The 21,984-nt window shown below is 68.5% G+C and carries 18 protein-coding genes and 4 pseudogenes; 10 read left to right on the forward strand and 12 right to left on the reverse strand.

Annotated elements, in window-relative coordinates; all coding sequences use genetic code 11:
* Nucleotides 1–100: 100 nt before the first annotated feature.
* The 4 genes and pseudogenes from ACFZAU_RS39725 (at nt 101) to ACFZAU_RS39740 (ending at nt 6,166) form a co-directional block, all read left to right on the forward strand.
* Nucleotides 101–2,164: a prolyl oligopeptidase family serine peptidase gene (locus ACFZAU_RS39725; protein WP_500556259.1), complete on the forward strand. Its 2,064-nt coding sequence runs from the start codon at nt 101–103 to the stop codon at nt 2,162–2,164.
* Nucleotides 2,165–2,408: 244 nt separating this feature from the next.
* Nucleotides 2,409–3,518 (forward strand): enolase C-terminal domain-like protein, encoded by a 1,110-nt coding sequence (locus ACFZAU_RS39730; RefSeq protein ID WP_500556260.1) that lies wholly within the window; start codon nt 2,409–2,411, stop codon nt 3,516–3,518.
* Nucleotides 3,519–3,537: 19 nt separating this feature from the next.
* Nucleotides 3,538–5,137, forward strand: a pseudogene (locus tag ACFZAU_RS39735) (glycoside hydrolase family 15 protein).
* 15 nt (nt 5,138–5,152) lie between these two features.
* Nucleotides 5,153–6,166, forward strand: coding sequence for an SDR family oxidoreductase (locus ACFZAU_RS39740; protein ID WP_500556261.1), 1,014 nt, complete (start codon nt 5,153–5,155; stop codon nt 6,164–6,166).
* Between the two features lie 468 nt (nt 6,167–6,634).
* Here the strand turns inward: ACFZAU_RS39740 and ACFZAU_RS39745 are convergent, their stop codons facing one another.
* The 4 genes from ACFZAU_RS39745 to ACFZAU_RS39760 form a co-directional block, all read right to left on the reverse strand.
* A complete protein-coding gene (locus ACFZAU_RS39745) occupies nt 6,635–7,093 on the reverse strand; it encodes a hypothetical protein (protein WP_500556262.1) in 459 nt (152 codons plus the stop codon).
* An 865-nt stretch (nt 7,094–7,958) separates the two neighbouring features.
* Nucleotides 7,959–8,435, reverse strand: a complete 477-nt coding sequence (locus tag ACFZAU_RS39750) for a phosphodiester glycosidase family protein (protein WP_500556276.1) — start codon at nt 8,433–8,435, stop codon at nt 7,959–7,961.
* A complete protein-coding gene (locus tag ACFZAU_RS39755) occupies nt 8,369–9,349 on the reverse strand; it encodes a hypothetical protein (RefSeq protein WP_500556263.1) in 981 nt (326 codons plus the stop codon). The genes ACFZAU_RS39750 and ACFZAU_RS39755 overlap by 67 nt, the downstream gene beginning before the upstream one ends.
* A complete protein-coding gene (locus ACFZAU_RS39760) occupies nt 9,343–10,047 on the reverse strand; it encodes a peptidase inhibitor family I36 protein (protein ID WP_500556264.1) in 705 nt (234 codons plus the stop codon). The genes ACFZAU_RS39755 and ACFZAU_RS39760 overlap by 7 nt, the downstream gene beginning before the upstream one ends.
* A 276-nt stretch (nt 10,048–10,323) precedes the next feature.
* Here ACFZAU_RS39760 and ACFZAU_RS39765 point away from each other — a divergent pair.
* Nucleotides 10,324–10,640 (forward strand): annotated as a pseudogene (locus tag ACFZAU_RS39765) (transposase); the annotation flags it as partial.
* 64 nt (nt 10,641–10,704) lie between these two features.
* On the opposite strand, the gene ACFZAU_RS39770 reads toward ACFZAU_RS39765, so the two are convergent.
* Nucleotides 10,705–11,130, reverse strand: a complete 426-nt coding sequence (locus ACFZAU_RS39770) for a hypothetical protein (protein ID WP_500556265.1) — start codon at nt 11,128–11,130, stop codon at nt 10,705–10,707.
* A gap of 1,110 nt (nt 11,131–12,240) precedes the next feature.
* Between ACFZAU_RS39770 and ACFZAU_RS39775 the strand changes: the two genes are divergently transcribed.
* On the forward strand, nt 12,241–12,525 hold the full coding sequence (locus ACFZAU_RS39775; protein ID WP_500556266.1) for a hypothetical protein: 285 nt from the start codon (nt 12,241–12,243) through the stop codon (nt 12,523–12,525).
* A gap of 424 nt (nt 12,526–12,949) precedes the next feature.
* Nucleotides 12,950–13,150, forward strand: a complete 201-nt coding sequence (locus ACFZAU_RS39780) for a hypothetical protein (protein WP_500556267.1) — start codon at nt 12,950–12,952, stop codon at nt 13,148–13,150.
* A gap of 370 nt (nt 13,151–13,520) precedes the next feature.
* Here the strand turns inward: ACFZAU_RS39780 and ACFZAU_RS39785 are convergent, their stop codons facing one another.
* Nucleotides 13,521–13,946: a MarR family winged helix-turn-helix transcriptional regulator gene (locus tag ACFZAU_RS39785; RefSeq protein WP_500556268.1), complete on the reverse strand. Its 426-nt coding sequence runs from the start codon at nt 13,944–13,946 to the stop codon at nt 13,521–13,523.
* A 125-nt stretch (nt 13,947–14,071) separates the two neighbouring features.
* Here ACFZAU_RS39785 and ACFZAU_RS39790 point away from each other — a divergent pair, with 125 nt between their 5' ends.
* A complete protein-coding gene (locus ACFZAU_RS39790) occupies nt 14,072–14,956 on the forward strand; it encodes an MBL fold metallo-hydrolase (protein WP_500556269.1) in 885 nt (294 codons plus the stop codon).
* A gap of 196 nt (nt 14,957–15,152) precedes the next feature.
* Nucleotides 15,153–16,133 (forward strand): aldo/keto reductase, encoded by a 981-nt coding sequence (locus ACFZAU_RS39795; protein ID WP_500556270.1) that lies wholly within the window; start codon nt 15,153–15,155, stop codon nt 16,131–16,133.
* Between the two features lie 315 nt (nt 16,134–16,448).
* Here ACFZAU_RS39795 and ACFZAU_RS39800 read toward each other — a convergent pair whose 3' ends face one another.
* The 4 genes from ACFZAU_RS39800 to ACFZAU_RS39815 all read right to left on the reverse strand — a co-directional run bounded on the left by ACFZAU_RS39800 (nt 16,449) and on the right by ACFZAU_RS39815 (nt 19,912).
* Nucleotides 16,449–16,862 (reverse strand): hypothetical protein, encoded by a 414-nt coding sequence (locus ACFZAU_RS39800; protein ID WP_500556271.1) that lies wholly within the window; start codon nt 16,860–16,862, stop codon nt 16,449–16,451.
* 489 nt (nt 16,863–17,351) lie between these two features.
* Nucleotides 17,352–17,783 carry a hypothetical protein gene (locus ACFZAU_RS39805; RefSeq protein ID WP_500556272.1) on the reverse strand — a complete coding sequence of 144 codons (432 nt, stop codon included), beginning with the start codon at nt 17,781–17,783 and terminating at the stop codon, nt 17,352–17,354.
* A gap of 650 nt (nt 17,784–18,433) precedes the next feature.
* A complete protein-coding gene (locus tag ACFZAU_RS39810; RefSeq protein WP_500556273.1) occupies nt 18,434–19,477 on the reverse strand; it encodes an SPFH domain-containing protein in 1,044 nt (347 codons plus the stop codon).
* Between the two features lie 3 nt (nt 19,478–19,480).
* Nucleotides 19,481–19,912 (reverse strand): NfeD family protein, encoded by a 432-nt coding sequence (locus ACFZAU_RS39815; protein ID WP_500556274.1) that lies wholly within the window; start codon nt 19,910–19,912, stop codon nt 19,481–19,483.
* Between the two features lie 450 nt (nt 19,913–20,362).
* Here ACFZAU_RS39815 and ACFZAU_RS39820 point away from each other — a divergent pair.
* A pseudogene (locus tag ACFZAU_RS39820) lies at nt 20,363–21,016 on the forward strand (IS5 family transposase); the annotation flags it as partial.
* A 174-nt stretch (nt 21,017–21,190) separates the two neighbouring features.
* Here the strand turns inward: ACFZAU_RS39820 and ACFZAU_RS39825 are convergent.
* Together ACFZAU_RS39825 and ACFZAU_RS39830 are read right to left on the reverse strand one after the other, a co-directional pair.
* Nucleotides 21,191–21,556: pseudogene (locus ACFZAU_RS39825) on the reverse strand (transposase); the annotation flags it as partial.
* Nucleotides 21,553–21,984, reverse strand: a 432-nt coding sequence (locus ACFZAU_RS39830) for a winged helix-turn-helix domain-containing protein (RefSeq protein WP_500556275.1), incomplete at its 5' end; no start/stop codon positions are given. The gene ACFZAU_RS39830 and the pseudogene ACFZAU_RS39825, both read right to left, overlap by 4 nt.

Consider the following 21,984-nt stretch of genomic DNA (forward strand, 5'->3'; position numbering starts at 1 on the left):
CCACCGGAAGCACCCACTCAGGTCGGTGCGCGCACAGACCCGCACCCGCGCCGGCCCATCGCCCGCACCGCCGACCCACCCCCTGCACTTGGAGTCCCCCATGTCCACCGCTCCTCGCCTGCCCTACGGCACCTGGCCGTCCCCGATCACCGCCGAAGCGGTCGCCGACGCCTCCGGATCTACCGCCTGGCCCTGCGGAGCAGGCGACGAGAACTGGTGGTGCGCCTCCGACCCCGCCACCGCGACCGTACGGCTGCTGCGCAACGCCCCCGGCCACGAGAAGCCCGTCCCGGTGCTCGCCCCCGGCGTGTCCGTGCGCAACCGCTCCCTCGGCTACGGCGGCAAGCCGTACTGGGTACGCGCCGCGGCCCCGGCCGCCGACAGCCACCTGCTGGTCTACACCGACCACCGGGACCAGCGGCTGTACCGCACGGAGGTGCCCCGTCTCGGTTCCACCGGGGACGACGTGTTCCCCGTGTCCGTCCCGCTCACCCCGGCCGACCCGCCCGGCCGCGAGACCTGCTGGGCCGATCCGGTGACCGGGCCGGACGGGAGCGAGGTGTGGTGTGTGCGCGAGACCACGCGCGCCGCCACCGGACCCCACGACGCCGACCCCGCCGTCCGCACCACTCGTGAGATCGTCGCCGTACCGCTGTCCGGCGCCGCCGCCCATGACCCTGGCGCGCTGCGCGTGGTCACCCGCTCGCACCACTTCCTGTGCGGACACCGACCCTCACCGGACGGCCGGCGGATCGCCTGGATCGGCTGGGACCACCCTCACATGCCCTGGGACAGATCCGAGTTGATGGTTGCCGACCTGCACGACGGCGTCGCGGTGGAACCGGTCCGGCTCCTGGGCGGCGGCCACGACGGCACCGAGGTCTCCGTTGCCCAGGCCGCATGGGCGGACCCCGACACCCTCTACGCCATGGCCGACCCGGACGGCTGGTGGAACCTGCACCGCGTAGACCTGGCCACCGACCGGCCGGCAGCCACCGCGATCACCAACGTCCTTCCCCTTCAGGAGGACTGCGCCGGCCCCATCTGGCGGATCGGCGCGAGCTGGTTCACCGTCACACCACACGGCGTGGTGCTTCCGCACGGCGACGGCGCGCAGCGGCTCTCCCGCTGGTCGCCCGAGGACGGCGGACTTACCGAACTCGCCGCCGGCTGGGACAGATTCCAGGGCGACCTGTGGTCGGACGGCGAACGGATCCTGGTCCGGGCCGCCGCCCCGGCCCTCGGCTCGGCCCTGCTGTCGGTGCCCGTGGCACCCGGTTCCGGTCCGGTGCAACGCACCAGGCCCGAGTCAGAAGACCCGCTGGCCCCCTGGCAGCCCTTGCCCGAACGCCGCACCGTGCACGACGCGCAGGGCCGACCCGTCCACTTCGTACTGCACCGGCCCACCCATCCCACCGTCACCGCGGCCGAGGGTGAACTGCCACCGCTGCTGGTGCAGGTGCACGGCGGCCCGACGAGTTCCACCGGCGTCACCGCAGACCTCGAGTACTCCTTCTTCACCAGCCGTGGTTTCACCGTCGCGGACGTCGACTACGGCGGGTCCACCGGCTACGGCAGGGCCTACCGCGACCGGCTGCGCGGGCAGTGGGGAGTGGTGGACGTCGACGATTGCGTGACGGTCGCCCGCGTACTGGCCGAAGAGGGCCTGGCCGACCCCTCCCGCACGGCCGTGCGCGGCGGCTCGGCTGGCGGCTGGACCACCCTGGCCTGCCTTACCCACACCGACGTCTTCTGCGCGGGCACGGTCCTCTATCCGATCAGCGAACCGGCGCGTTGGCGGGCGGATCAGACCCACGACTTCGAGTCCCGCTACGTGGACACCCTGGTCGGCGACCTCGTGCAGGACCGGGCGCGGTTCGACACGATCTCACCCGCCGCGAACGCGGACCGGATAACCGCGCCGTTGGTGATGCTCCAGGGCGCGGATGATGTCATCTGCCGCCCGGACCAGGCCACGCGCATCGTGGACAATTTGGCCGAACGGGGAGTGTGGCACCGCTTCCTGCTCTTCGACGGCGAGGGACACGGCTTTCGCCGAGCTGGCAGCGTCCGCCGCTCGCTGCTGGCGGAGGTCGCCCTCTATCGCGAAGTCCTCGGCGCGCACATCGCCCCCGACGTCCCCCTGGACGCCGATGCCCCGTGATCCGGGACCGGCCGGGCGACGGCCCGCCGGTCCCGCGGTACCGAACGCAGACGGTCAGGTGACTGAGGACCTGGACGCGTCCGCCGCACGCCACCCTCGAGCAGATCGAAGCAGCGGGAGAGTCGATCCTGAATCGCGACAGCGACCGCGCCGGCATGATCCGCCAGGGACTGAAGGCCAAGGTGCAGGACTTTTTGCCCGGGGGCCGGCACCGCGAGGAGCGGCCCGGCGCCGAGGACAAGAAGTGAGCGACGACCCGGTCGTGGAACGGGTGGACACCGCGGTGTTCACCGTTCCCACCGATGCTCCCGAGGCGGACGGCACACTGACCTGGGACAGCACCACGCTCGTCCTTACCACCGTCCACTGCGGCGACGTCACCGGCCTTGGCTACACCTACGCGCCCGCCGCGACGGCACGCGTCGTCGACGGCTTGCTCGCCGACGTCGTGATGGGCCAGCTGGTGCTCGACGTACCGCACACGAACGAGGCCATGCAGCGCGCGGTGCGTAACGCCGGGCTGCCCGGTGTGGCCGCGCAGGCGATCGCCGCCGTAGACATCACCTTGTGGGACCTCAAGGCCCGCTTCCTCGGCCTGCCGCTGGTCCGTTTGCTCGGCGCCGCCCGCCAGGACGTGCCTATCTATGGAAGCGGTGGTTTCACCACCTACGCAGACGAGCAGTTGAAGCGGCAGCTGCGCGACTGGGTCGAAGAGGAGGGCATCCCCCGCGTCAAGATCAAGATCGCTGAGTCCTGGGGGAGGTGCGAGGAACGCGATCGGCGGCGCGTGGCCCAGGCCCGTACCGCCATCGGCGACCAGATTGATCTGTACGTCGATGCCAATGGCGGCTACAGCGCCAAGCAAGCTGTACGCGTCGGCCGGGCTCTCGCCGACGAGGGCGTGACCTGGTTCGAGGAGCCGGTCTCCTCCGACCATCTCACCAGCCTCGCCGAGATCCGCGCTCAGGTCCCTCAAGAGGTGACAGCGGGCGAGTACGGCTACACCCTGCCCTACTTCGAACGCATGCTCGCCGCAGGCGCCGTGGACTGCTTGCAAGCCGATGTGACCCGGTGCGGCGGCATCACTGTATGGATGCGGGCGGCTGCTCTGGCTCAAGCCCGCGGCATCGATATCTCAGGGCACTGCGCCCCGCATGCCCACGCGCACGTCGCCGCAGCGGTCCCCAACCTCCGCTACCTGGAGTGGTTCCATGACCACGTGCGCGTCGAGCGCCTCCTTTTCGACGGCACCTTAAGCCCCGACGGCGGCAGCATCACACCCGCGGCTCACGGCGCGCCCGGGCGGGGGTTGACCCTCAACACCGAGCGCGCACCGGTCTACCGCGTGCCTTGACACCAGGAGGCAGCACCCGATGAGCCCCACGGCTTTTCCGCCGCACGCGCTGCACGACTGCGCGCTGCTCGCCGACGGAGAGCGCGGCGCCCTGATCGGACCGGACGGTGCCGTCAACTGGCTGTGCGCTCCCACCTGGCACGACGACGCCGTCTTCGCCTCCCTCATCGGCGGAACAGGCGTGTACGCCGTGACCCCGAAGGCCCGCTGGGTCCCCGGCGGCTACTACGAAGACGGCACCATGATCTGGCGCAGCCGCTGGGTGACCACCAGGGGTGTCATCGAGTGCCGCGAGGCGCTTGCCTTTCCTGGCGATAAGAGCCGCCTGGTCTTGCTTCGGCAGCTGCGCGCCATCGACGCAACCGCCCACGTGCGCGTTGTTCTCGACCCTCGCGCCGACTACGGCCGCGCCCCCCTCTCGGCCACGCACCGTGACCACGATGGCACCTGGCACCTAGGCACCTGCAACCGAACAGGCCTGGCGGGCGACCGTCCCCGCCCTCGAGCACACCATCGCGCCCCGTGACGCCAGACGTTCCTACGCCCTGCTGCGCGGTCTCACCACCCACGGGGGCGGCATGGTGGCCGCGACCACGACCAGCCTGCCCGAACGCGCCGAAGCGGGCCGCAACTATGACTACCGATATGTATGGATCCGCGACCAGAGCTACGCCGGGCAGGCTGCGGCCGTCGTGAACGCCCCCGAACTCCTCAACAGCGCAGTGCGATTCGTCGGCGAGCGGCTGCTGACCGACGGCCCGTGCCTCGCCCCCGCCTACACCGTGCACGGCACGCCCGTACCCGGACAGCAGGAGCTCGACCTCCCTGGCTACCCCGGCGGCTTCAGCCGTATCGGTAACCACGTCAAGAAACAATTCCAGCTCGACTGCTTCGGCGAAGCCCTCCTCCTCTTCGCCGCCGCCGAGCGCCAGGACCGACTGGACACCAGTGGTTGGAAGGCCGCCGAGACCACCGTGCGGGCCGTGGCCGCACGGTGGCGGGAACCGGACGCGGGCATCTGGGAGCTGGACAACCGGCCCTGGACCCACAGCCGACTCACCTGCGTCGCCGGGCTGCGCGCCCTCGCCGACGCGGCACCGAACCTGCCGCTGGCCGGCACCTGCATCGAACTCGCCGAAACCTTGTTCGCCGAAACCGCGGCGAGCAGCGTGCACGGCGACGGACACTGGCAGCGCAGCCCCCACGACCCCGCAGTCGACGCGGCTCTGCTGCTGCCTCCCTTGCGCGGTGCGCTGCCCGCCGACGATCCACGCAGCCGTGCCACCCTCGCCGCTTGCCGCAGGGAACTGACCGGCGATCACTTCATCTACCGCTTCCGCCACGACGACCGGCCCCTTGGGGAAGCCGAGGGTGCATTCCTGCTCTGCGGATTCCTCATGGCACTGTCCGAGTATCAGCAGGGCAACACGGTCGACGCCCACCGATGGTTCGAACGCAACCGCAGCGCCTGCGGAGCGTCAGGTCTGCACGCCGAGGAATTCGACGTCGCCCAACGCCAGGTGCGCGGCAATCTCCCGCAAGCCTTCGTACATGCACTGCTGCTGGAGAGCGCCGCCCGGCTGGCCCACGACCCTGAGCCGCATGATCCCCGCCAGTGAACAAGGAGCCGACCCATGCCCCAGACGGTCGTCATCACCGGCGCCAGCGCCGGCATCGGACGCGCCACCGCACGCCTGTACGCCAGCCGCGGCGCCAACATCGTCCTGGTCGCCCGCGGCCGAGCAGGGCTGGAGGCGGCCGCCACAGAAGTTGAGTCTCTGGGCGGCCGGCCGCTGATGCACGTCGCCGACGTCGCGGACCCAGAACAGATGGAGGCTGCGGCCATCGCAGCTGCGGACCTGTTCGGCCCCATCGACGTGTGGATCAATTGCGCCTTCAGCACCGTGTTCGCGCCATTCGAAGAGATCACGCCCGAGGAGTACCGGCGGGCGACGGAGGTGACATACCTCGGCTTCGTCAACGGCACCCGAGCGGCACTGAAGCAGATGCTGCCCCGCGACCACGGCACAGTGGTGCAGGTCGGATCCGCGCTCGGAGAGCGGTCGGTGCCTTTGCAATCCGTCTACTGCGGAGCCAAGCACGCCATCAACGGCTTCACGTCGTCCCTGCGCACGGAACTCCTGCACCGCGGTAGCAACGTGCACGTCACCGTCGCGCAAATGCCCGCCGTCAACACTCCACAGTTCTCCTGGGTGACCTCTCGGCTGGCCAAACACCCCCGACCCGTCCCGCCGATCTACCAGCCGGAAGTCGCCGCGCGCGGGATCATGCACGCAGCTGACCACCCGGGGCGCAAGCAGTACTACATCGGTGCCACCACCGTCGCGACCATCTGGGCCAACCGCCTGTTCCCGGCCCTGCTCGACCGCTATCTCGCCCGCACCGGCTTCGACTCCCAGCAGACCGATCAACGACCCCCGACCGGTGCGAGCAACCTCTTCGACCCTGTTGACGACATGAAGGGTAATGACCACGGAGCGCACGGCATCTTCGACGATGGGTCACACCGCCGCTCCTTCCAGGCCGCATCCCGCCACCCGGCCGCACTCGCCACCGTCCTCGCCATCGGCGCCGGCGCCGCTACGGGGGCCGTGCTGGCCAGGCACGGCCGGGCGAAGACCAACTGAGGACAGCGGGATGACCGCATCGACCGCGAGGTCTGCCGGGGACATCCAGGCGATCCACGGCGGGTTCGTGCCTTGGTGGCGTGGTCGAGTTCGGACTCGACCGTCGCCCGCGGGTGCGACGAGCTGAGGCCGGGGCGAAGGTGCCGGGACGGGTGCGGGTATCGGTGGCGGGCGCAACTGGGTCCAGGCGGCCGGAGCGAGCCGGCCGCGGGGGACGCCGGGCGGAGGTACCCACCTCTCTGTGTCAAGCGAGCCAATCAGAGAGGTATCCCAACGTAATGGATCGGCAGCGGAGATCGGGGTCTGCAGTGGCGGATTTGGGTGATGGCTATGACGTGCAGGGCGGAGTTCCTGGTCGCCTGCTCGTGCAAGTCGGTGCCGCTTCACGCGCACGCGGTGACCCGGTCGGCGTCTGCACTACCCCCAACGCCTCGTCCAACCTCACGCTGAAGTACGAGGTTGTAAGGCTTACAAACGTTGCGTCGCCCCACTGTCGCTCCTGCGTCGCGATACGAGCACCAGCACGGTAACCACGATAACGGCCCAGGAGATGACCAGCGTCCAGACGATCGGCGCGGAAACGAACTGGACGGTGCTCAACGGCAACGCCAGTATTCCCAGGACAGCCTGGCCACGGCCGAAGCGCTCCAGGGCGACATCGTGGCCGAGACCGTGCTGGTTGGTGCGTACCCGGGTGCCATCCGGCATACGACGACTGTTGAGTTTCAGCCCGAGCGCATGGTTGAGCAGGCCTCCGACAACGAGGCCCACAGCCATACCGCCGAGCGGTACTCCGCCGTGGTCGATGCCATTGTCTCTTTGCGCGGCGATGTCCCACAGGAGGAGGGTCCCCCCGAAGGCACAGCCGAGTAGGCAGAGGATCATTACGGGGAGCGCGAGGATGCCCCACCCGTACCACCTGATCACTGCGGTCCTCCCCTGTCTGTCTGCCTGGCCCGTCCCGCCAGCACCTCATCATCTATTCAACTCGTTTGTGAAGAGTTGAGTTCGGGGCATCCTACTGCGAATTGCTTTCACGCGGAGTGGGTGCAACTTTCAGCGCGAAGCGCAGCATCGCCGAGCCCGTGGAACTCCCGAGTCGCCGTCGCGCGGCGCGCTTGTCCGATGGCCGATGAGGCTCTGCAGGCGCTGCTCGCCCATGTCCATGACGGACTGGACGACTGCACACCACCGGTGACGTGCTCGTTGCGTTGCGAGATGGGCGGTGACGCCTTGTCCGATCGCTCGGGTGCAGTGGCCGAGCCTGCGCGGACCCGCAGACTGACCGATCAGAAGGACAGAGACTGCAGCAGATCGTGCGCCTGGCCGCTGTGCGCTACATGCGACGATGCTGCTGCTGGCCTCGTCGGCGGGAACCGCGTCCGGTGTTCGCGCAGTTGCCAGGCCGACGACAACGCCTGCCAGACGTTGGGCGGCGGCCCGCACTTCGGCGGCGGCGTGCCCGACGGTGAGGGACACGTACAGCCGCGTTGGGTGCCGCCGCCAGTGGCGGCCGTACCGTGTACGGTGCGACATCACCGGCTGCCGGGTCGCGGGCGAGCCCGAACCGACCTCGGTGACTCTGCCTTCCCGGGCGTTGATCGACAGCGCGGGACTCACGGCCTCCGTAGCAGCTGTGGGGCTTGGCATTTGTACGGGCCGTGGCCAGTGTGAACGCCGCCGGGGCAGGGACGGCCCCCGGGAAGCCAGTAGTCGTCATGGCGGGTGAACTTCAGCTTGACGCAAGGCGACGGCGCCCTCGTCCGGCGGTGCGGCACCGCCGGGCGCCGGCTCACTGAAGGGGATATCCGCCCGGACCGGCGAAGACCGCGTCGGCGACGGCACGTTCCTTGCCGTCCGACGGGGTGTTGGCGAGCGCGTTCTGCCATGCCAGGGTGGTCGAGCCACCACCGTCCATGTTCAGGGCGTCCACCGCGCCGAGGTCGTGGAGCAGGTTGGCCAGCTCCAGGCGGGTCGCTCCTTTGCTGGCGCTGCCCCGGTCGACCGTCACGAGCATCATCCGACCGTAGCCGTCGGTGCCGATGGCCGTGCGCGCCACGGCGGAGTCGGTGGTCCCCGCCGGCTGGACGTACTCGACCGCGGTGTTGCGTACCAGCAGGTCGCCGCCCGCGGTCGCGTTGAGCGAGGCGCTGAGGGGGATGTCGTCGCCGAAGCGTGTGTCGACGAGCGTCTCGGACACCTTCAGCTGGGAGCCGACGGCAGCGTTCGCGCGGAGCCAGACGGCTCCCTCGCCGATGCCCTGGAGGATGCGGCCGCCAGCGGGGACGGTGCGGCCACCGCGAGGCTCGTAACGAGCGAGACCGTGTCGTTCACGTCCAGCACGACTTCGATGCCGCCATCGATGCTGATCGTTCCGGGCTCGTTCGGATGGTCGGGGTCGTTCCCCAGGGCCTTCACGGCGGTGGTGGGCGTGTTCGCGCCGTATTCGGGGGTGAAGGAGACTATCTCACTCGGATCGGTGCAGACGCCGTTCTCGTAGCGCTCTCCCTCGTCACCTTCCGCAGCCCCCTCGCAATGGGCGTTGCGGCCGGGGAAGCGGTTGATGCCGTCGAGTTGCCGCGGCGCGACGGAGCCGTCCTTCGGTTGCACCGTGAGGGTGGTGCTCAGCTCGGTGATGTACACCCGGCCGTGCTGCAGTACCAGCGCGGAGCCCACCGGCTTGTCGCCCTTGCCCCTGACGGCCTCGCTGAGCAGCCGCCCGTTGCGGATCACGACGCCAGCGACGTCGCCGCTGTAGGGCGGAGCGGACGGATCGGTGGCGTCGATGTCGAAGAAGCCCCCGTTGACCCCGACCCGCGGGCGGCGCAGCAGGTTGGTGGACACGCCCTGAAGCATCGAGGTGGTGGTCTGGGCAGCAGCCATGCCGCTGCCGTACGTCCCCTTGAGGGTGAGCGGCGCCTTGTCCGGGTCGATGAGCACCACGTTGACCTTGTAGGGGCCCGAAGTGCCGGTGTAGGTGTAGGTCGTTCGCGTGACCCCGGGGACGCTCGTGTCGTCGTTGTGTGTGCCCGAGTCCAACAGGGCGAGGGTGAGGGTCGTCTCCGCCTGGGCGCCCGAAGTCTGGGCTCCGGCGGGTGCGGCCACCGTTGAGGAGGCCAGGATGAGCGCGGCGGCACTCAGGCCCGCCACCCGGCCGGCGTTTAGTCGTCCGCGGTTCAGCATGCGCTCGTCCCCTCGACCAGCTTGTGGGCGGAGAAGCTGCCCGCGTACGGCTGCGGTATCACGGTGGCGTCAGTCTTGAGCACCACGTAGGTCCGGTAGGTCGTGCCCGCGTCGGTCCACGACCCGCCGTAACCGGCATCGCGGTAGAAGCACACGTGCAGGTTGGTGTAGTTGGCGACGGACACCACACGGTTGTCCGACGAGGCGTCGTACCGGTCGAGGTTGCCCTGGGACGTCGTCATGGCGCCCCGGCCGCTGGGCTGCGCGAAGAGGCAGAGATTCCCGTCGGGACACCGCTCGAAGCCCGTGAAACAGCCGCTCTTGGACTTCGCCGACTTCTGCGAACTGACCCGGTCGTCGAGCTGGGTGCTGGTGTCGGCCAGGTTGCCCTGGAAGCCGGGCCGGATCGCCTGGACGACACCGCCGTAGTAGGTGTCCTCGTACAGGCAGGCCCAGTACGGCGAGTTGTTGTGCACGGAGCTGATCTGGTTGTCCCACTCCGTGGTGTGGACCTGGACCGCGGCGTCCGGCGCCGAGGCAATTTCCCGCCCCTGGCCGTCGGTGTCGGTGTAGACGCAGACCCGGCCGTCGGGGCAGTCCTGCCATTCGGCGGCGCTTGCCTGGAAGCCCCCGAGCGCGGTCAGGAGCAGGGCCACGAGGGAGACCCCGAGACCCGCTCGGGTCAGTGTTGGTTTCACAGGAAAGGCACTCTTCCTTCGTCAGTGTGAGGCGTAGGACGCTCGCCGGTGAGACCGTCCGGGCGGCCGACGACGACCTGGCGGCGGAGGGTGTCAGGACATGGCGCCGCTTCCCGGCATGATCACAAACGAGTGTTCGGGCCGCACCTTACCGTGCGGGGCAGGGCCCTGACGGTGCGAAGTCGCCTTCGCGGGAGTTGGCATGGGCGAGTACACGAGGCCCTTCGGGGCCACTCCCGGCGGATGCGTGTTCGACGATCAGGCGTTGCTCAGCACGCGATCCCCCGCATACGGGGCCTTCAAGGGCGCCCACGCAGCAAGCCCAAGCGACTGTTCGCCGACTGCGGCTACGACTACGACAAGTACCGCCGGCTGCTATGGAAGCGCGGCATCAAACCCCTGATCGCCCGGCGCGGCGTCGCCACGGCTCCGGCCTGGGCAAGATCCGCTGGGTCGTCGAGCGCACCTTCGCCTGGCTCCACCACTTCAAACGACTCCGGACCCGCTACGAGCACCGCGCCGACCTCCACCAGGGCCTCCTGGAACTCGCCTGCAGCATCATCTGCCTCCGACGACTGCGCACGTCATTCTGAAACGATCAGTTAGGCGCACAGCTATCGAGGCTGCCTTGCCGGCGCTCACTTCGAACGACCTGGTCTACGTCAGGATGACGGTGCACGTGCCGTCTCCGGTATGCACCACCGGGGGCCTGCCGGAAACAGTGACCGTGCAGGTGACGAGAACCACGCTGACCGTGTACGGATCGACGGCCGGGTTGTCGACCGTCGCGGTGAGTGACATGCCGGTGAGCGATCCTTCGGGCACTCGTTCCCACTGGTTCCACGGGGTCAGCGCGGGGACCGTGACGGTCTGACCTCTGAGTGAGTCCTTCGTGGAGTAGGTGATATGTGAGGTCGCCCCCGGGTTCGCCCCGGCCACCTTCACGTCGTAGAAGACCGACTGGTCGCCATCGAGCGTGGCAGACGGTGATGGGTCCGGGCCGCTTAGGCTCGGCGCGTTGCTCCCACCCGTCCCAGTCCCACAGGCCGCGAGCAGCCAGACGAGAACGACCAAACCTGCCACGAAACGACGCACTCGTCCCCCAACACCCGCGCAAACGGCATACGTTCCGCTGCTCCGACGCCTTGGATTCGCGCCGACCGCGCAAGCGTACGGCCTCGAACGCCTCTTGTCCCTGTCCTGAGGCGCTACATGCGGGCGATGCTGCTGGCCTCGGCCGGCGGGAATCCCCTTCCAGCCGTTGGGCGGCGGCCCGCACTTCAGCGGTGGCATGCCCGACGGCGAGGGACACAGACAGCCGCGTAGGGTGCCGCCAGTGGCGGCCGTACGGCGTCGTAGCCAACGGCACCAGGATCATGCTGTAACCGGTGCCCATGCCCCGGCAGCGCCGATCGCCAGAATGCCGTTCGGTACAGAAGTAGCCGCCCGGGTGCCTCTCCCGTCGCTCCGGTCATGACCTGAAGGTGGAGTCCGTCCGGCGTTCCCGCGCGCCCTCGTGCCCTGCGAGAGTACGAAAGGAAGTGCCGGACTCTTTCGGAGTGTGCCCCTACAGCGTCGGTGGCAGAAGGGTCTCGTCGACCGCTGCGCAAGGATCGGCGTCGGTGGGATGCTGTCGACGGTCTCGCGGGGGGAACACAGGGGGAGGGGGGACATGAGGCGCAGAAGGGCCAGCGTGGTGGTGCAGCTTGGTGTTCGGGCTCGGGCTGCTGAGCGGGTGCACCCCGGCGAATCCACCCCTTTGCCGCGGTGTGGTTGGGCCCGGAAGGCCAGCCGTTGGCACTGGTGCAGCCGTGCTGGGAGGCCATGCCACGCGTCGACGGTGCGCTTCGTCGGGAGGGGAGCGTGGCCAGGTCCTCATCGAGGCGCACGACGGTCCGGCCGTCCGGCCGCTCCCACACGCGAGCGATTTCCCCATCGCGCGCATGAACTTGGCGGAATCCGGTGTGCTCCTTGGTCGCCGAGTGGAGGTGGACGGGCAGGCTGACCAGGCCGAAGGTCACGTAGCCGGTCCAGATCGCGCGCATACCGTCAGCGTCAAGCCGGGGGCGGTATGCCCGCGCGGGGTGATGCTCCGGCACGGTGGCGGCACTGTTATGGATGAAGCATGTTTATTGGGGCTATTCGGGGCAACCCGGGCCGTGAGGATGCACATCCCCATCCGAGGAGCCCGTCATGATCATCCAAAAGATGCACGGCATGGGCGTACGCAGCGAGCACGCGTACCTGGCCGGCATGGCGTCCATCGGCTTGTCCATCGCCGCTTGGGCCACCAGTCTCACCGCGGAACCCGGCGTCGGCCTGGCCCGCGCCGACCGCTGGGGAATCTACGTGGGCGAATGGGCCCCGACCTTCTTCGCGCTGGGCCTGGCACTGAGCCAGTACGAGCAGGCGGATGGCACGCTCAAGGAGAGCGATATCCATCACCTCAAGGACAAGGTGCAGCAGGCAGCCGCCTGAGGCGCCCAAGCTCGCGGGCAGCCTCCAAGCGGGTCTGCCCGGTCGTACGAGTGGCCTTCCGCCTGCCCTTGGCTGGCCCTCGAAAGCGCTCTGTGGCTGGTCAGGGCGCAAGGTGGATAGTGCGGGCCCGTTCGTCACCCGCCCTGACCGACGGGCCCGCCCGGCCCCCTAGTAACCGTCCCGTGCCCGTCTGGGCGCTACGTCACCGGCGGAGTTCGCATCGTCGCGCCGCCTGAGCTGGACGCAACATGAGGAACCAGACCCGAGGGGTTTCGGTGAACTGCGGAAGGTGAGACGACCCGTCGGAGCCACCGCACTCCATCCCGGCCGTGCCGGTGGCTCCCCGAGGGGCACTACCGCCCTCGGCGATCGGCGCCCTCGCCGATCGGGCCCTTTCCGGGCCCCGATCGGCGAGGAGGACCTGATGAACGAGATGACACGCATGCACCGCCCCGGGGAGAAAGTCCCGGTCAGCGGCACCTACGAGTGCACGTGCGGCGAAGGGCACCGCTTCACCGTCACAAGCACCAACGTGCAGGGCCACACCTTCCCGCCCGTTCCGGAAACCTGCTCCGGCGTCGGCTGGAACCTCCTGATCCCCGCTCGCGCGGAGCAAAGCCCGTAGCCCCCAGCAGCCCGTCCGGCTACGTGGTGAGGGCCGGGCGGGCGCATGCGCGGCCCCGCCGATTAACTGCCTGACGCGGCGGGGCCGCCCCCGATCCCGGCGCGCACCGCTCGCGACCGGCGAACACATTGGAACTGAGACCCCGCTGGACGTACTCCCGCCCGTATCCCGCGGGGCCTTCTACTGTCACGTTGTGCGCGAGCCCGCCCTCGCGCGTTAGGCGCCAGGCCGGTCGAAGCACACGGTCAGCGAACCGGGGAGCCTCTTGCATCTACGAGGCGGTCGACAGCGGTCTCGCCTCCCGACCGGCAGGCAAGTTACGGACTGCAGAGCCGTGCCACCGCAACGGGACCGCTGCGTTGGAGCCGACTCAGGGACGGACAACGACTTGCTCGAGCAGGTCTCGCAGGACGCGCCGCTGCTGAGCGTCCAAGCCGTCCAGCGGTGAGTCCTGGGCGAGGACCTCCAGGACCTGGTCGCGCAGGGAACTGCCCTCGGCGGTGAGGACGAGGTGCTTGGCGCGGCGATCGGTAGGGTGCGCGCGTCGTTCGACCAGGCCCTGTTTCTCGAGCTTGTCGATGACAAAGGTGGTGTTTGAGGGTTCGCAGCTCATGCGTTCGGCGAGCTCTCGCATGGTCATCGGCCCGGTCATCTCGCGGAGTGCAGTCACCTGGGGGACGGTGAGGCCCAGTGTGGCGGCGCGTACGCGTACATGATCGTCAATCTGCTGGGCCAGCCCCTTCACCAGGCCGCACACCCTTCGCTCGGCAGCGGCCTGCTCCAAGGGATTCGTCATGCCGCCCACTCTACCAAATCCATCAAGCCAGAACCGTTCAAGTTTGCATTATTCTAGCTTGATGCTTACGGTGCTGTCATCGCCTCCTGGGCGACGCGACGACGATCTGACATCGAGGAGTGACCATGGTGTATTCCACGGCCGACCTGCACGAGCGGCTGCAAAAGCCGGCGGGTATCCGGTCCGTACGACTGGGCGACCTGAGGGTGACCTATGTGCCGGACGGAGCGGCGCGGCTCAGGCCGCGCGATCTGCTTCCCGGCACCCCCAGCGAGGTGTGGGCCGCGCGACCCGAATTCTTGGACGGGTCCGGCAATCTGGCTGTGAGCATCGGTGGCCTGCTGGTGGAGAGCGGCGACCGCGCATTGTTGATCGACGTGGGGATCGGGCCGCACGACTCGCACGCCTCGAAAGGCCCGGTCGCCGAGATGTACGGGGGTGCGCTCCTGGACGGCCTTGCCGACCTCGGCCGCAGGCCCGAGGAGATCGAGGCGGTGGCCTTCACTCACCTGCACCAGGACCACATCGGTTGGGCCTGGCATCCCGCCCCGGACGGTGACCGGCCTGCATTCGCCCATGCTGACTACCTGGTGTCCGAACCGGAATGGGCCCAGCGCGCTGTGCTGCAGGCCCAGGGCATGAGTAGGGAGATGGCCGGGCTGGCACCGCGCGTCCGCACCGTGTCGGACGGGCAGGAGATCTTCCCGGGAGTACGGATGCGGATCGGCGCCGGCCACACACCCGGACATGCTGAGTACGTCATCACCTCGGGCGGGCAGCGGCTGATCGCCTTCGGTGACGCCATGCTCTCACCGATCCAGGTCGAAAACCCCGAATGGTCCTTGGCCTTCGACGGCGACCCCATCCCGGCAGCCGACTATCGCCGCCGTCTCGTCGCCGCGTTGGAAGAGCCCGACACGATCGGGTTCGGCATCCACTTCGCGGACGTGGTGTTCGGCTACGTCCGGCGCGACAGCGACGGCCCCGCTTGGCGTCCCCTGGACGCTTGACCTGCTGGCGACGACCGGTGAGGCCCTGTTCCGGTACAGCCACCACCCGCTCTGCGGCTCGACGTAGCGAAGAGCGGATCAGGGCCCGCACTGCTGCCCTCCCCGCCCAGGGCCGATGATCGACAAGGTGATGAGCCACGGCGCCCGGGGGCAACGCCAGTGATTCCTGCACTGCCAGAGAAATGAGAGAACTGCGATGAAGCACATCAAGCTGGGGGACCTGGATGTCTCCCGTATCGGTCTCGGCCTGGTGTCGATGTCCTACGCCTACACCGGCGCCAACACGGACGACGCCGAGTCGATCCGCGCCATCCGCCGGGCCCTCGAACTGGGGGTCACGTTCCTCGATACCGCCGAGGTGTACGGCCCGTACATCAACGAGGAACTTCTCGGCAAGGCGCTCAAGGGGCGTCGCGACCAGACCGTGGTGGCGACGAAGTTCGGCATGATCTCGCATACCGGCCGGCCGTCCGGTCAGCTCGACAGCAGCCCGGCCAGTATCCGCACGGCCGTGGAGGGCTCGCTCAAGCGGTTGGGCACCGACTACATCGACCTGTACTACCAGCACCGGGTAGACCCGAACACGCCCATCGAGGACACGGTCGGGGCGCTGGCCGAACTGGTCAGCGAGGGCAAGGTCCGCCACATAGGTCTGTCCGAGGCCGGGCTTGAGACCATCCGCCGTGCCCACGCCGTGCATCCGATAGCTGCCGTCCAGTCGGAGTACTCCTTGTGGGCCCGGGATCACGCCGAGGCACGGGTCCTGCCGCTGCTGCGGGAACTGAACATCGGATTTGTGCCCTACTCGCCCCTGGGGCGCGGCTTCCTCACCGGGCAGATCCGCTCCACCAGCGGCTTCGACGACACCGACCTGCGCAAGAACAACCCTCGCTTCACCGGTGAGAACTTCCAGCACAACCTGCGCATCGCCGACGACATCCAAGCCATCGCCGCTGAAGTGGGGGCCACCCCGGCGCAGATCGCCCTTGCCTGGCTGCTGGCCCAGGGCGACGACATCGCCCCCATCCCCGGCACCAAGCGCGTGGCACGCGTCGAGGAGAACACCGCCGCCGAGACCCTGGAGCTGACGACCGAACAGCTCGAAAAGCTCAACAACCTTCCCCCGGCGGTCGGCGACACCCACGACGAAGCCCAAATGCGCTTGATGGAACGGTGAAGCCAGCCCGGTTGTGATCATGCGCGCGCGTTCGGCAAAGCAGGCTGTCACAGACCAACCGCTTCCACGCAACGGGAAGCAGGCGGTCGCCGACGACCAATCGCCCTACGAAACTGCCAGGCACCGAAGCTGCCGGCGTGGCGATAGCGGCCGCCGGGCTTGCGCCAGCGGGGCGGCCGAGGACACGCTACGAACGCCGTGCCTGCCTCCACCAGGGCCTCCTCAGACTCGCTTGCAGCATCATCTGCCTCCTACGACTCCGCACGTCATTCTGAAACAATCAGTTGATACTGCAACGATCGTTGGGTGGCCGGTTCAGCACTCGTCTGCCATGAAGTGCTCGGCGAGGGGCGTGCCAGCAAGCTTCCCCCGCATCAGGCGGGAGAAGAGCAGCAGCGAGTGGCGCGGACGGTGGAGCATCGCGAGGTCCTGGGCCTGACCTGCGTCGTTACGGGTGACCGTGACGACGACCTTGATGGGTTCGCCCTCGACCGAGGCGTCGTAGATCTCGAGGTAGCCGTTGTCGCCGAAGCCGTCGGTGTAGCTGAAGTCCTGGAACTCGTACAGTTCGCGGGCCTTCACGACGATGGTGCGCACCGCTTCCGCGCCGCGCGCGGTGCCGTTCATCGCCCCGCCTTCGAGCGTGGCGTCGTCGGCCAGGTTGTCAAGCCACCACGGGTAGTACCGGCCCTCGGGGGTGCGGTCGCCGTTGTTACCGGTGTTCGACATGTCGGGTCTCCTTCGGGATCCGCCCGCGGGCCGGAGCGTGTGTGGGGGAGGGGCGAGTGCCACCGGCCGGAGAGCTCGCAGTCAATAGGAGCGAATACTTGTGTTGCCGATGAGGAGTAAGCGCGAGGGCTTGATGGGTGGTGACTCCATCCTGGCCCCTCTTCCGTTGGGAGTGGTGCTCCTAACGGCTGCCGGAAAACCACCTGCGGTATGTGCACGGCGAGTCCTCCCCACCGGGACATGCGGAGAGCGCGCCTCGGACCGCGCGGGAGCTCCCTCGGAGGCACACGCCGCATGCGCCGACGCGCATCTCACGGCCGACCCGGTCGTCACCAGCGACCGGCCAGTCCGCGCTCAGGCGGCTGGGTGCAGAAAGGTCTGTGGTGCTGCCTGAGGGGCGGCACCACGGGCGCTATCGGGCAGCTCGTGGGGCCGGTTACTTGGTGGTTCCCCAGAGCTGGCCGGCGGGCACGTGGGAGCGGTTGCCCATCAGCCTCTCGACCCGGATTTGGTTGGGCGCGGCGGCACAGTGGCCGGTGTGCCTGTGACCTGCGTGCGTGTGCCCACCGCTCTTAAAACGCGTTGTGAGTGAAGGTCATGGCATATGGGTGGTGGGTAGCGGGAAGTGCCCCTGCGGGGTGGTGTCGGGCGGTCGGTGGTGTCGATGATCCAGACGGTCCTGGTGGACATGCCGCACTTTTGCAGGGTGAGGCCCTCGTCCTGATAGGCGGTGTGGGCAAGGCCCGCGCACAGGCCGGTGCGCATGCCGTGCGGGGCGTACTCGACCTCCGCCGCGCGCGGCTTGCCGTAGTGCTTGTTCACCTCGGCGGACACCAAGCCGTCCTTGTAGAAGTCGGTCACCGTGCCGGAGCGGTGACCGACGATGTCGCCGGCCCCGTGGGACGTGCTGACGGGGTACATCGTGGTGGGCTGTCCGACCCTTGCAACGCCCCGGTAGACCGTCTCGACGAGGGTCGGCCGCTCGGGGGTGCCGAACCTGGCGCGCTGTAGATCTTGATGCAGCCGTTGCCGCACTCGGAGTGGCGGCGTTCGCGGTGAGCGTCGCCCCCGCACTTGCGGCGCCCACGATGGTCGCCACCGCCACCGCGGCAAGCACGCCGTTCTTGACGTTCTTGAAAGACATAAAGGATTCCCTCACTTGAAGCACACCGCACCCTGCGCACTGTTCCGACGGACGGGGCGGCCGCAGGCACACACATGCCCGACCGGACGACGAGCGACACCGGTTGCGCGCGTCCGAAGGCCTCGGCGACATCGCGCACGAGCGCATGGCCGTTCCGTCCCGCGGTGTGATCGTTCGATCGCCCCGCGGGACGGAGTACGGGCCTCTGGGTAGCGGGAGGCGCCGCGTTATGAAATGCGAGCGGATGCGCGTATCGGCATGACGGCAAGGCCGGCCGTCCATGTCGCGATCGGCGCGCCACGTGGCGAAGCGCACCATCGCCACCCGAGAACATAGGTGCGGGGTCTCCTCCGAGCCTGGTCGAGGATGCCGCGGATCTTCGCACCGTCAGCTTCTGATGATCAGGACTGCCGCGGGCATATGACGCTCACGAGTCAACGCCGCCGGCACGAGGGAGGGGGTGGCCAGGGGGCGCTTCGGCCCTGGCTGCGTCGGCGAGGGCCGCGGCGGCGGCTTGTGCGGCCTGGGCCGTGTCGCTGGCGGCCTGGGCAGCCATGTCGTCCGAGGGCTTGTCGCGGGTGGCCGGTGACTGGGGCAGCGCCTCGCTGAAGGCGCGGGAGACGCCCTGGAGTGCGGAGGTCACCTCACTGGGGATCACCCAGAACGTGCTGCCCGGGCCTTGCGCGAGCTGGGGCAGCATCTGGAGATACTGCCAGGCGAGGAGCTTGGGGTCGGGGTCGTTGCGGTGCACGGCCTGGAACACCTCGTCGATGGCCCGGGACTGGCCCTCGGCCTGGAGGATTGCAGCCGTTCGGTTACCCTCAGCGCGTAGGACGGCGGCCTGCTTGTCGCCTTCGGCGGTGAGGATCTGCGATTGTCGCTGGCCCTCGGCCCCGAGAATCGCGGCGCGTTTGTCTCGCTCGGCTCGCATCTGCTTCTGCATGGCGTCCTTGATTGACTGCGGAGGGTCGATGGCCTTGATCTCCACCCGGTTGACCCTCAGCCCCCACTTACCGGTGGCCTCGTCCAGCACCCCCCGCAACTGGCTATTGATGGTGTCCCGTGAGGTGAGGGTCTTCTCCAGGTCCATGGACCCCACGACGTTGCGTAGGGTGGTGACGGTGAGCTGCTCGACCGCCTGGAGGAAGTTCGCGATCTCGTAGAAGGCCGCTCGTGGGTCGGTGACCTGGAAGTAGAGGACGGTGTCGATCTCGACGACCAGGTTGTCCTCGGTGATGACCGGCTGCGGCTTGAAGGAGACGACCTGTTCTCGCAGGTCGATGACGGGATGAACGCGGTCTATGTAAGGGATGACGAGGTTGAGACCGGGTTTGAGAGTCCGGTGGTAGCGGCCGAGGCGCTCGACATTGCGAGCGCGTGCCTGGGGCACGATACGGACCGCCCGCACCACGGTGAAGACCGCGAACAGTGCGACGATCAGGCCGGCGATCAAAAACGCCGTGGTCTCCATGTTTCAGTCCCTGGGGTAGACGATTGCGGTGGCACCGCTGATCTCGATGACGTCGACGGTCGCTCCGGGAGGAATCACCAGCGTTTCGTCGTAGGCGCGGGCTGTCCATTCCTCACCGTCGATACGGACCCTTCCGCCCAGGCCCGTCACCTCGGAGACGACATAGGCCCCCTTGCCGATCAGTGCGTCCACACCGAAGCGCTCTGCTTGGGGCTGGAGGACATGGCGCAGCGCGATCGGGCGCACGAACAGCACGGTGACTGTGGCGACGATGGTGAACACCAGGAATTGGAAGGGCAGCGGTAGCCCGACCGCGGCGGACCCCGCCGTGGCCAAAGCGGCCACGCTGAGCATTCCGAGCGCCGCAGTGAGCGTGAAGATCTCCGCCACAGCCAACACTGCTGCGATGATCAACCAGATCAGCCATGGATCCATTTGCATGCCTCTTCTGACCGGTACGGGTGCGAAGGGCTATCTCTCACCATTGGACCCCGGTGAGGTACCGCCGCGGTACCCCTAGGAGGAAACGGCTGGTGTGGCCAGGCGCCCCTTCCGGGTGTAGGCGTCGAGGTGTCGGGGAAGGGTGTGCCGCTCAGGTGCAGGGGATTGGGCGATGCGGTGCATGATCTCGGCCCGGGCGGAGTTGCCGGTGGCTGTCTCGATCAGCATGCCGAGCAGGACGTAATTGGCGTGTATTGCCGGAGGTGCCGGGCGCGGAATTGGGCCGGTGCCGGTTGGCCTCGGCGATCAGAGGCAGCAGCTACCTTAACGACCTGCCCGACGGCACGGCCACTGCCACATGTGAATCGGCGCCCCGCCGGAGCCGGATTAGGACTTGTCCGGACGATCATGTGACTACTCGCCGTCCGCGTCGTTGATGTGGACATGGGGCGGGGTGACTTGAGCGATGCGGAATGGGAACGGCTGCGGCCGTTTCTGCCGGTCAGTAACCGGCGTTGTGGCCGGTGGAGGGATCACCGGCAGGTGATCGACGGGATTCTGCACCGGGTGCGGACCGGGGTGCAGTGGCGTGACCTGCCGGAACGGTTCGGGCCGTGGAAGACGGTCTATGAACGGCACCGGCTGTGGTCTGCGGACGGGACCTGGGAACGTTTGCTGCAGCAGGTCCAGGCCGCGGCCGATGCCGCCGGTGAGATCGACTGGGACATCTCGGTGGACTCCACCATCGTTCGCGCTCATCAGCACGCGGCCGGCGCCCGCACCGATCCCTACCGGCCCCCGCGTCAAAGGGGGGCGAACAGGCAGAACACCAGGGCGAAACAGTGTGGCAGAGCCTGCACGCCCGCCTGGTGGAGGTGTGCAGGAAGTGAGGGCCTGGGCCGCTCGCGGGGCGGGTTCACCAGCAAACTCCACCTGAGCACCGACGGCCGATGCCGTCCGCTGTCCCTGATCGTCACACCAGGCCAGCGGGCGGACTGCACCCAGTTCAAGCAGGTGCTGGACAAGATCCGCATTCCCAAGCCCGGCCCGAGCAGGCCCCGCAAGAAGCCCGACAGCCTCGCCGCGGACAAGGCATACAGAATTTGTGATGTCGCCGGGGCTTGTGGCGAGGCCGGTGCCTATGAGGCAGCCGGTGATGATGGTGGGCCGGTACTGGATCTGGCGTAGGCCCCGGCGGACTGCGCTGACCAGGTGCGTGTAGTCGGCGAAGGCGATGTTGGCCAGGCTGGTGCGTCGCAGGCTGGACCAGATCCCTTCCACGGGGTTGAGGTCCGGTGCATAGGCCGGCAACTGGAACACCGTGAGCCAGTCTCGAGCCGTGGTCCAGGCGCGCATCGCGCGGCTGAGGTGCAGGCCGACGTTGTCCCAGACCAGCACGATCGGTCCGCCGAGCTTGGTGTGGGCGGCGGTGAGCAGGTCTCGTAAGTCCTTCCAGGAGAAGCCTTTGCGGCCGTCGACCCGCCGGTCACCGGTGTGCCGGAAGACCAACCGCGGCCGCTCGCCGGGCTTGTAGCAGCACAGCGCGGCCACGGACAGGTGACGTCTGCTGCCGCCGTTGACCCGGACTACCGGGGTGACGCCTGTGCGGGACCAGGTGCGGGCGGTGTGCGGCGTCATCGAGAATCCGGCCTCGTCGGCGAAGACGGTCCAGGCCCCGAGCGCCGCCGCGGTGGTTCCACGGCCGGCCAGGTCTCCTTCACCCACGTCGCGACCGCCTCATCGTCGCGCTGCACGACCCTGCGAGCCGGGACCTGGGGCGACCAGCCGTGCCGGTGCAGCAACAGGCACACCCCGGGCGCGGTGTAGCTCTTGTGGAACATCCGCCCGATCAGCGTCCTGATTGGCGCGAGCGTCCAGCGCTCGTCGGACCAGCCGTGCGCCATCGCCCCCAACGCCAGTGCCGCCTCCAGCTTCACGAACAACTCGTCGCTGAGCTTGGGCAAGGACGCCGGCCCCTTCGAGGCCAGGCCCGCTTCACCCCGCTCGGCCCACTCGCGCCGCCAGCGCTGTACCGAGCGCACATGCACCCGCAGCACCTTCGCCAC

It is taken from the genome of Streptomyces sp. NPDC008238 (assembly GCF_042956445.1).
Classification (GTDB): Bacteria; Actinomycetota; Actinomycetes; order Streptomycetales; family Streptomycetaceae; genus Actinacidiphila.

What these genes read in the sequence shown, in the direction of transcription:
- ACFZAU_RS39725 (WP_500556259.1), top strand. Translation starts at nt 101, where the DNA reads ATGTCCACCGCTCCTCGCCTGCCCTACGGCACCTGGCCGTCCCCGATC.
- ACFZAU_RS39740 (WP_500556261.1), top strand. Translation starts at nt 5,153, where the DNA reads ATGCCCCAGACGGTCGTCATCACCGGCGCCAGCGCCGGCATCGGACGC.
- ACFZAU_RS39755 (WP_500556263.1), bottom strand. Translation starts at nt 9,349, where the DNA reads ATGCTGAACCGCGGACGACTAAACGCCGGCCGGGTGGCGGGCCTGAGT.
- ACFZAU_RS39775 (WP_500556266.1), top strand. Translation starts at nt 12,241, where the DNA reads ATGATCATCCAAAAGATGCACGGCATGGGCGTACGCAGCGAGCACGCG.
- ACFZAU_RS39780 (WP_500556267.1), top strand. Translation starts at nt 12,950, where the DNA reads ATGAACGAGATGACACGCATGCACCGCCCCGGGGAGAAAGTCCCGGTC.
- ACFZAU_RS39785 (WP_500556268.1), bottom strand. Translation starts at nt 13,946, where the DNA reads ATGACGAATCCCTTGGAGCAGGCCGCTGCCGAGCGAAGGGTGTGCGGC.
- ACFZAU_RS39790 (WP_500556269.1), top strand. Translation starts at nt 14,072, where the DNA reads ATGGTGTATTCCACGGCCGACCTGCACGAGCGGCTGCAAAAGCCGGCG.
- ACFZAU_RS39795 (WP_500556270.1), top strand. Translation starts at nt 15,153, where the DNA reads ATGAAGCACATCAAGCTGGGGGACCTGGATGTCTCCCGTATCGGTCTC.
- ACFZAU_RS39800 (WP_500556271.1), bottom strand. Translation starts at nt 16,862, where the DNA reads ATGTCGAACACCGGTAACAACGGCGACCGCACCCCCGAGGGCCGGTAC.
- ACFZAU_RS39805 (WP_500556272.1), bottom strand. Translation starts at nt 17,783, where the DNA reads ATGTACCCCGTCAGCACGTCCCACGGGGCCGGCGACATCGTCGGTCAC.
- ACFZAU_RS39810 (WP_500556273.1), bottom strand. Translation starts at nt 19,477, where the DNA reads ATGGAGACCACGGCGTTTTTGATCGCCGGCCTGATCGTCGCACTGTTC.
- ACFZAU_RS39815 (WP_500556274.1), bottom strand. Translation starts at nt 19,912, where the DNA reads ATGGATCCATGGCTGATCTGGTTGATCATCGCAGCAGTGTTGGCTGTG.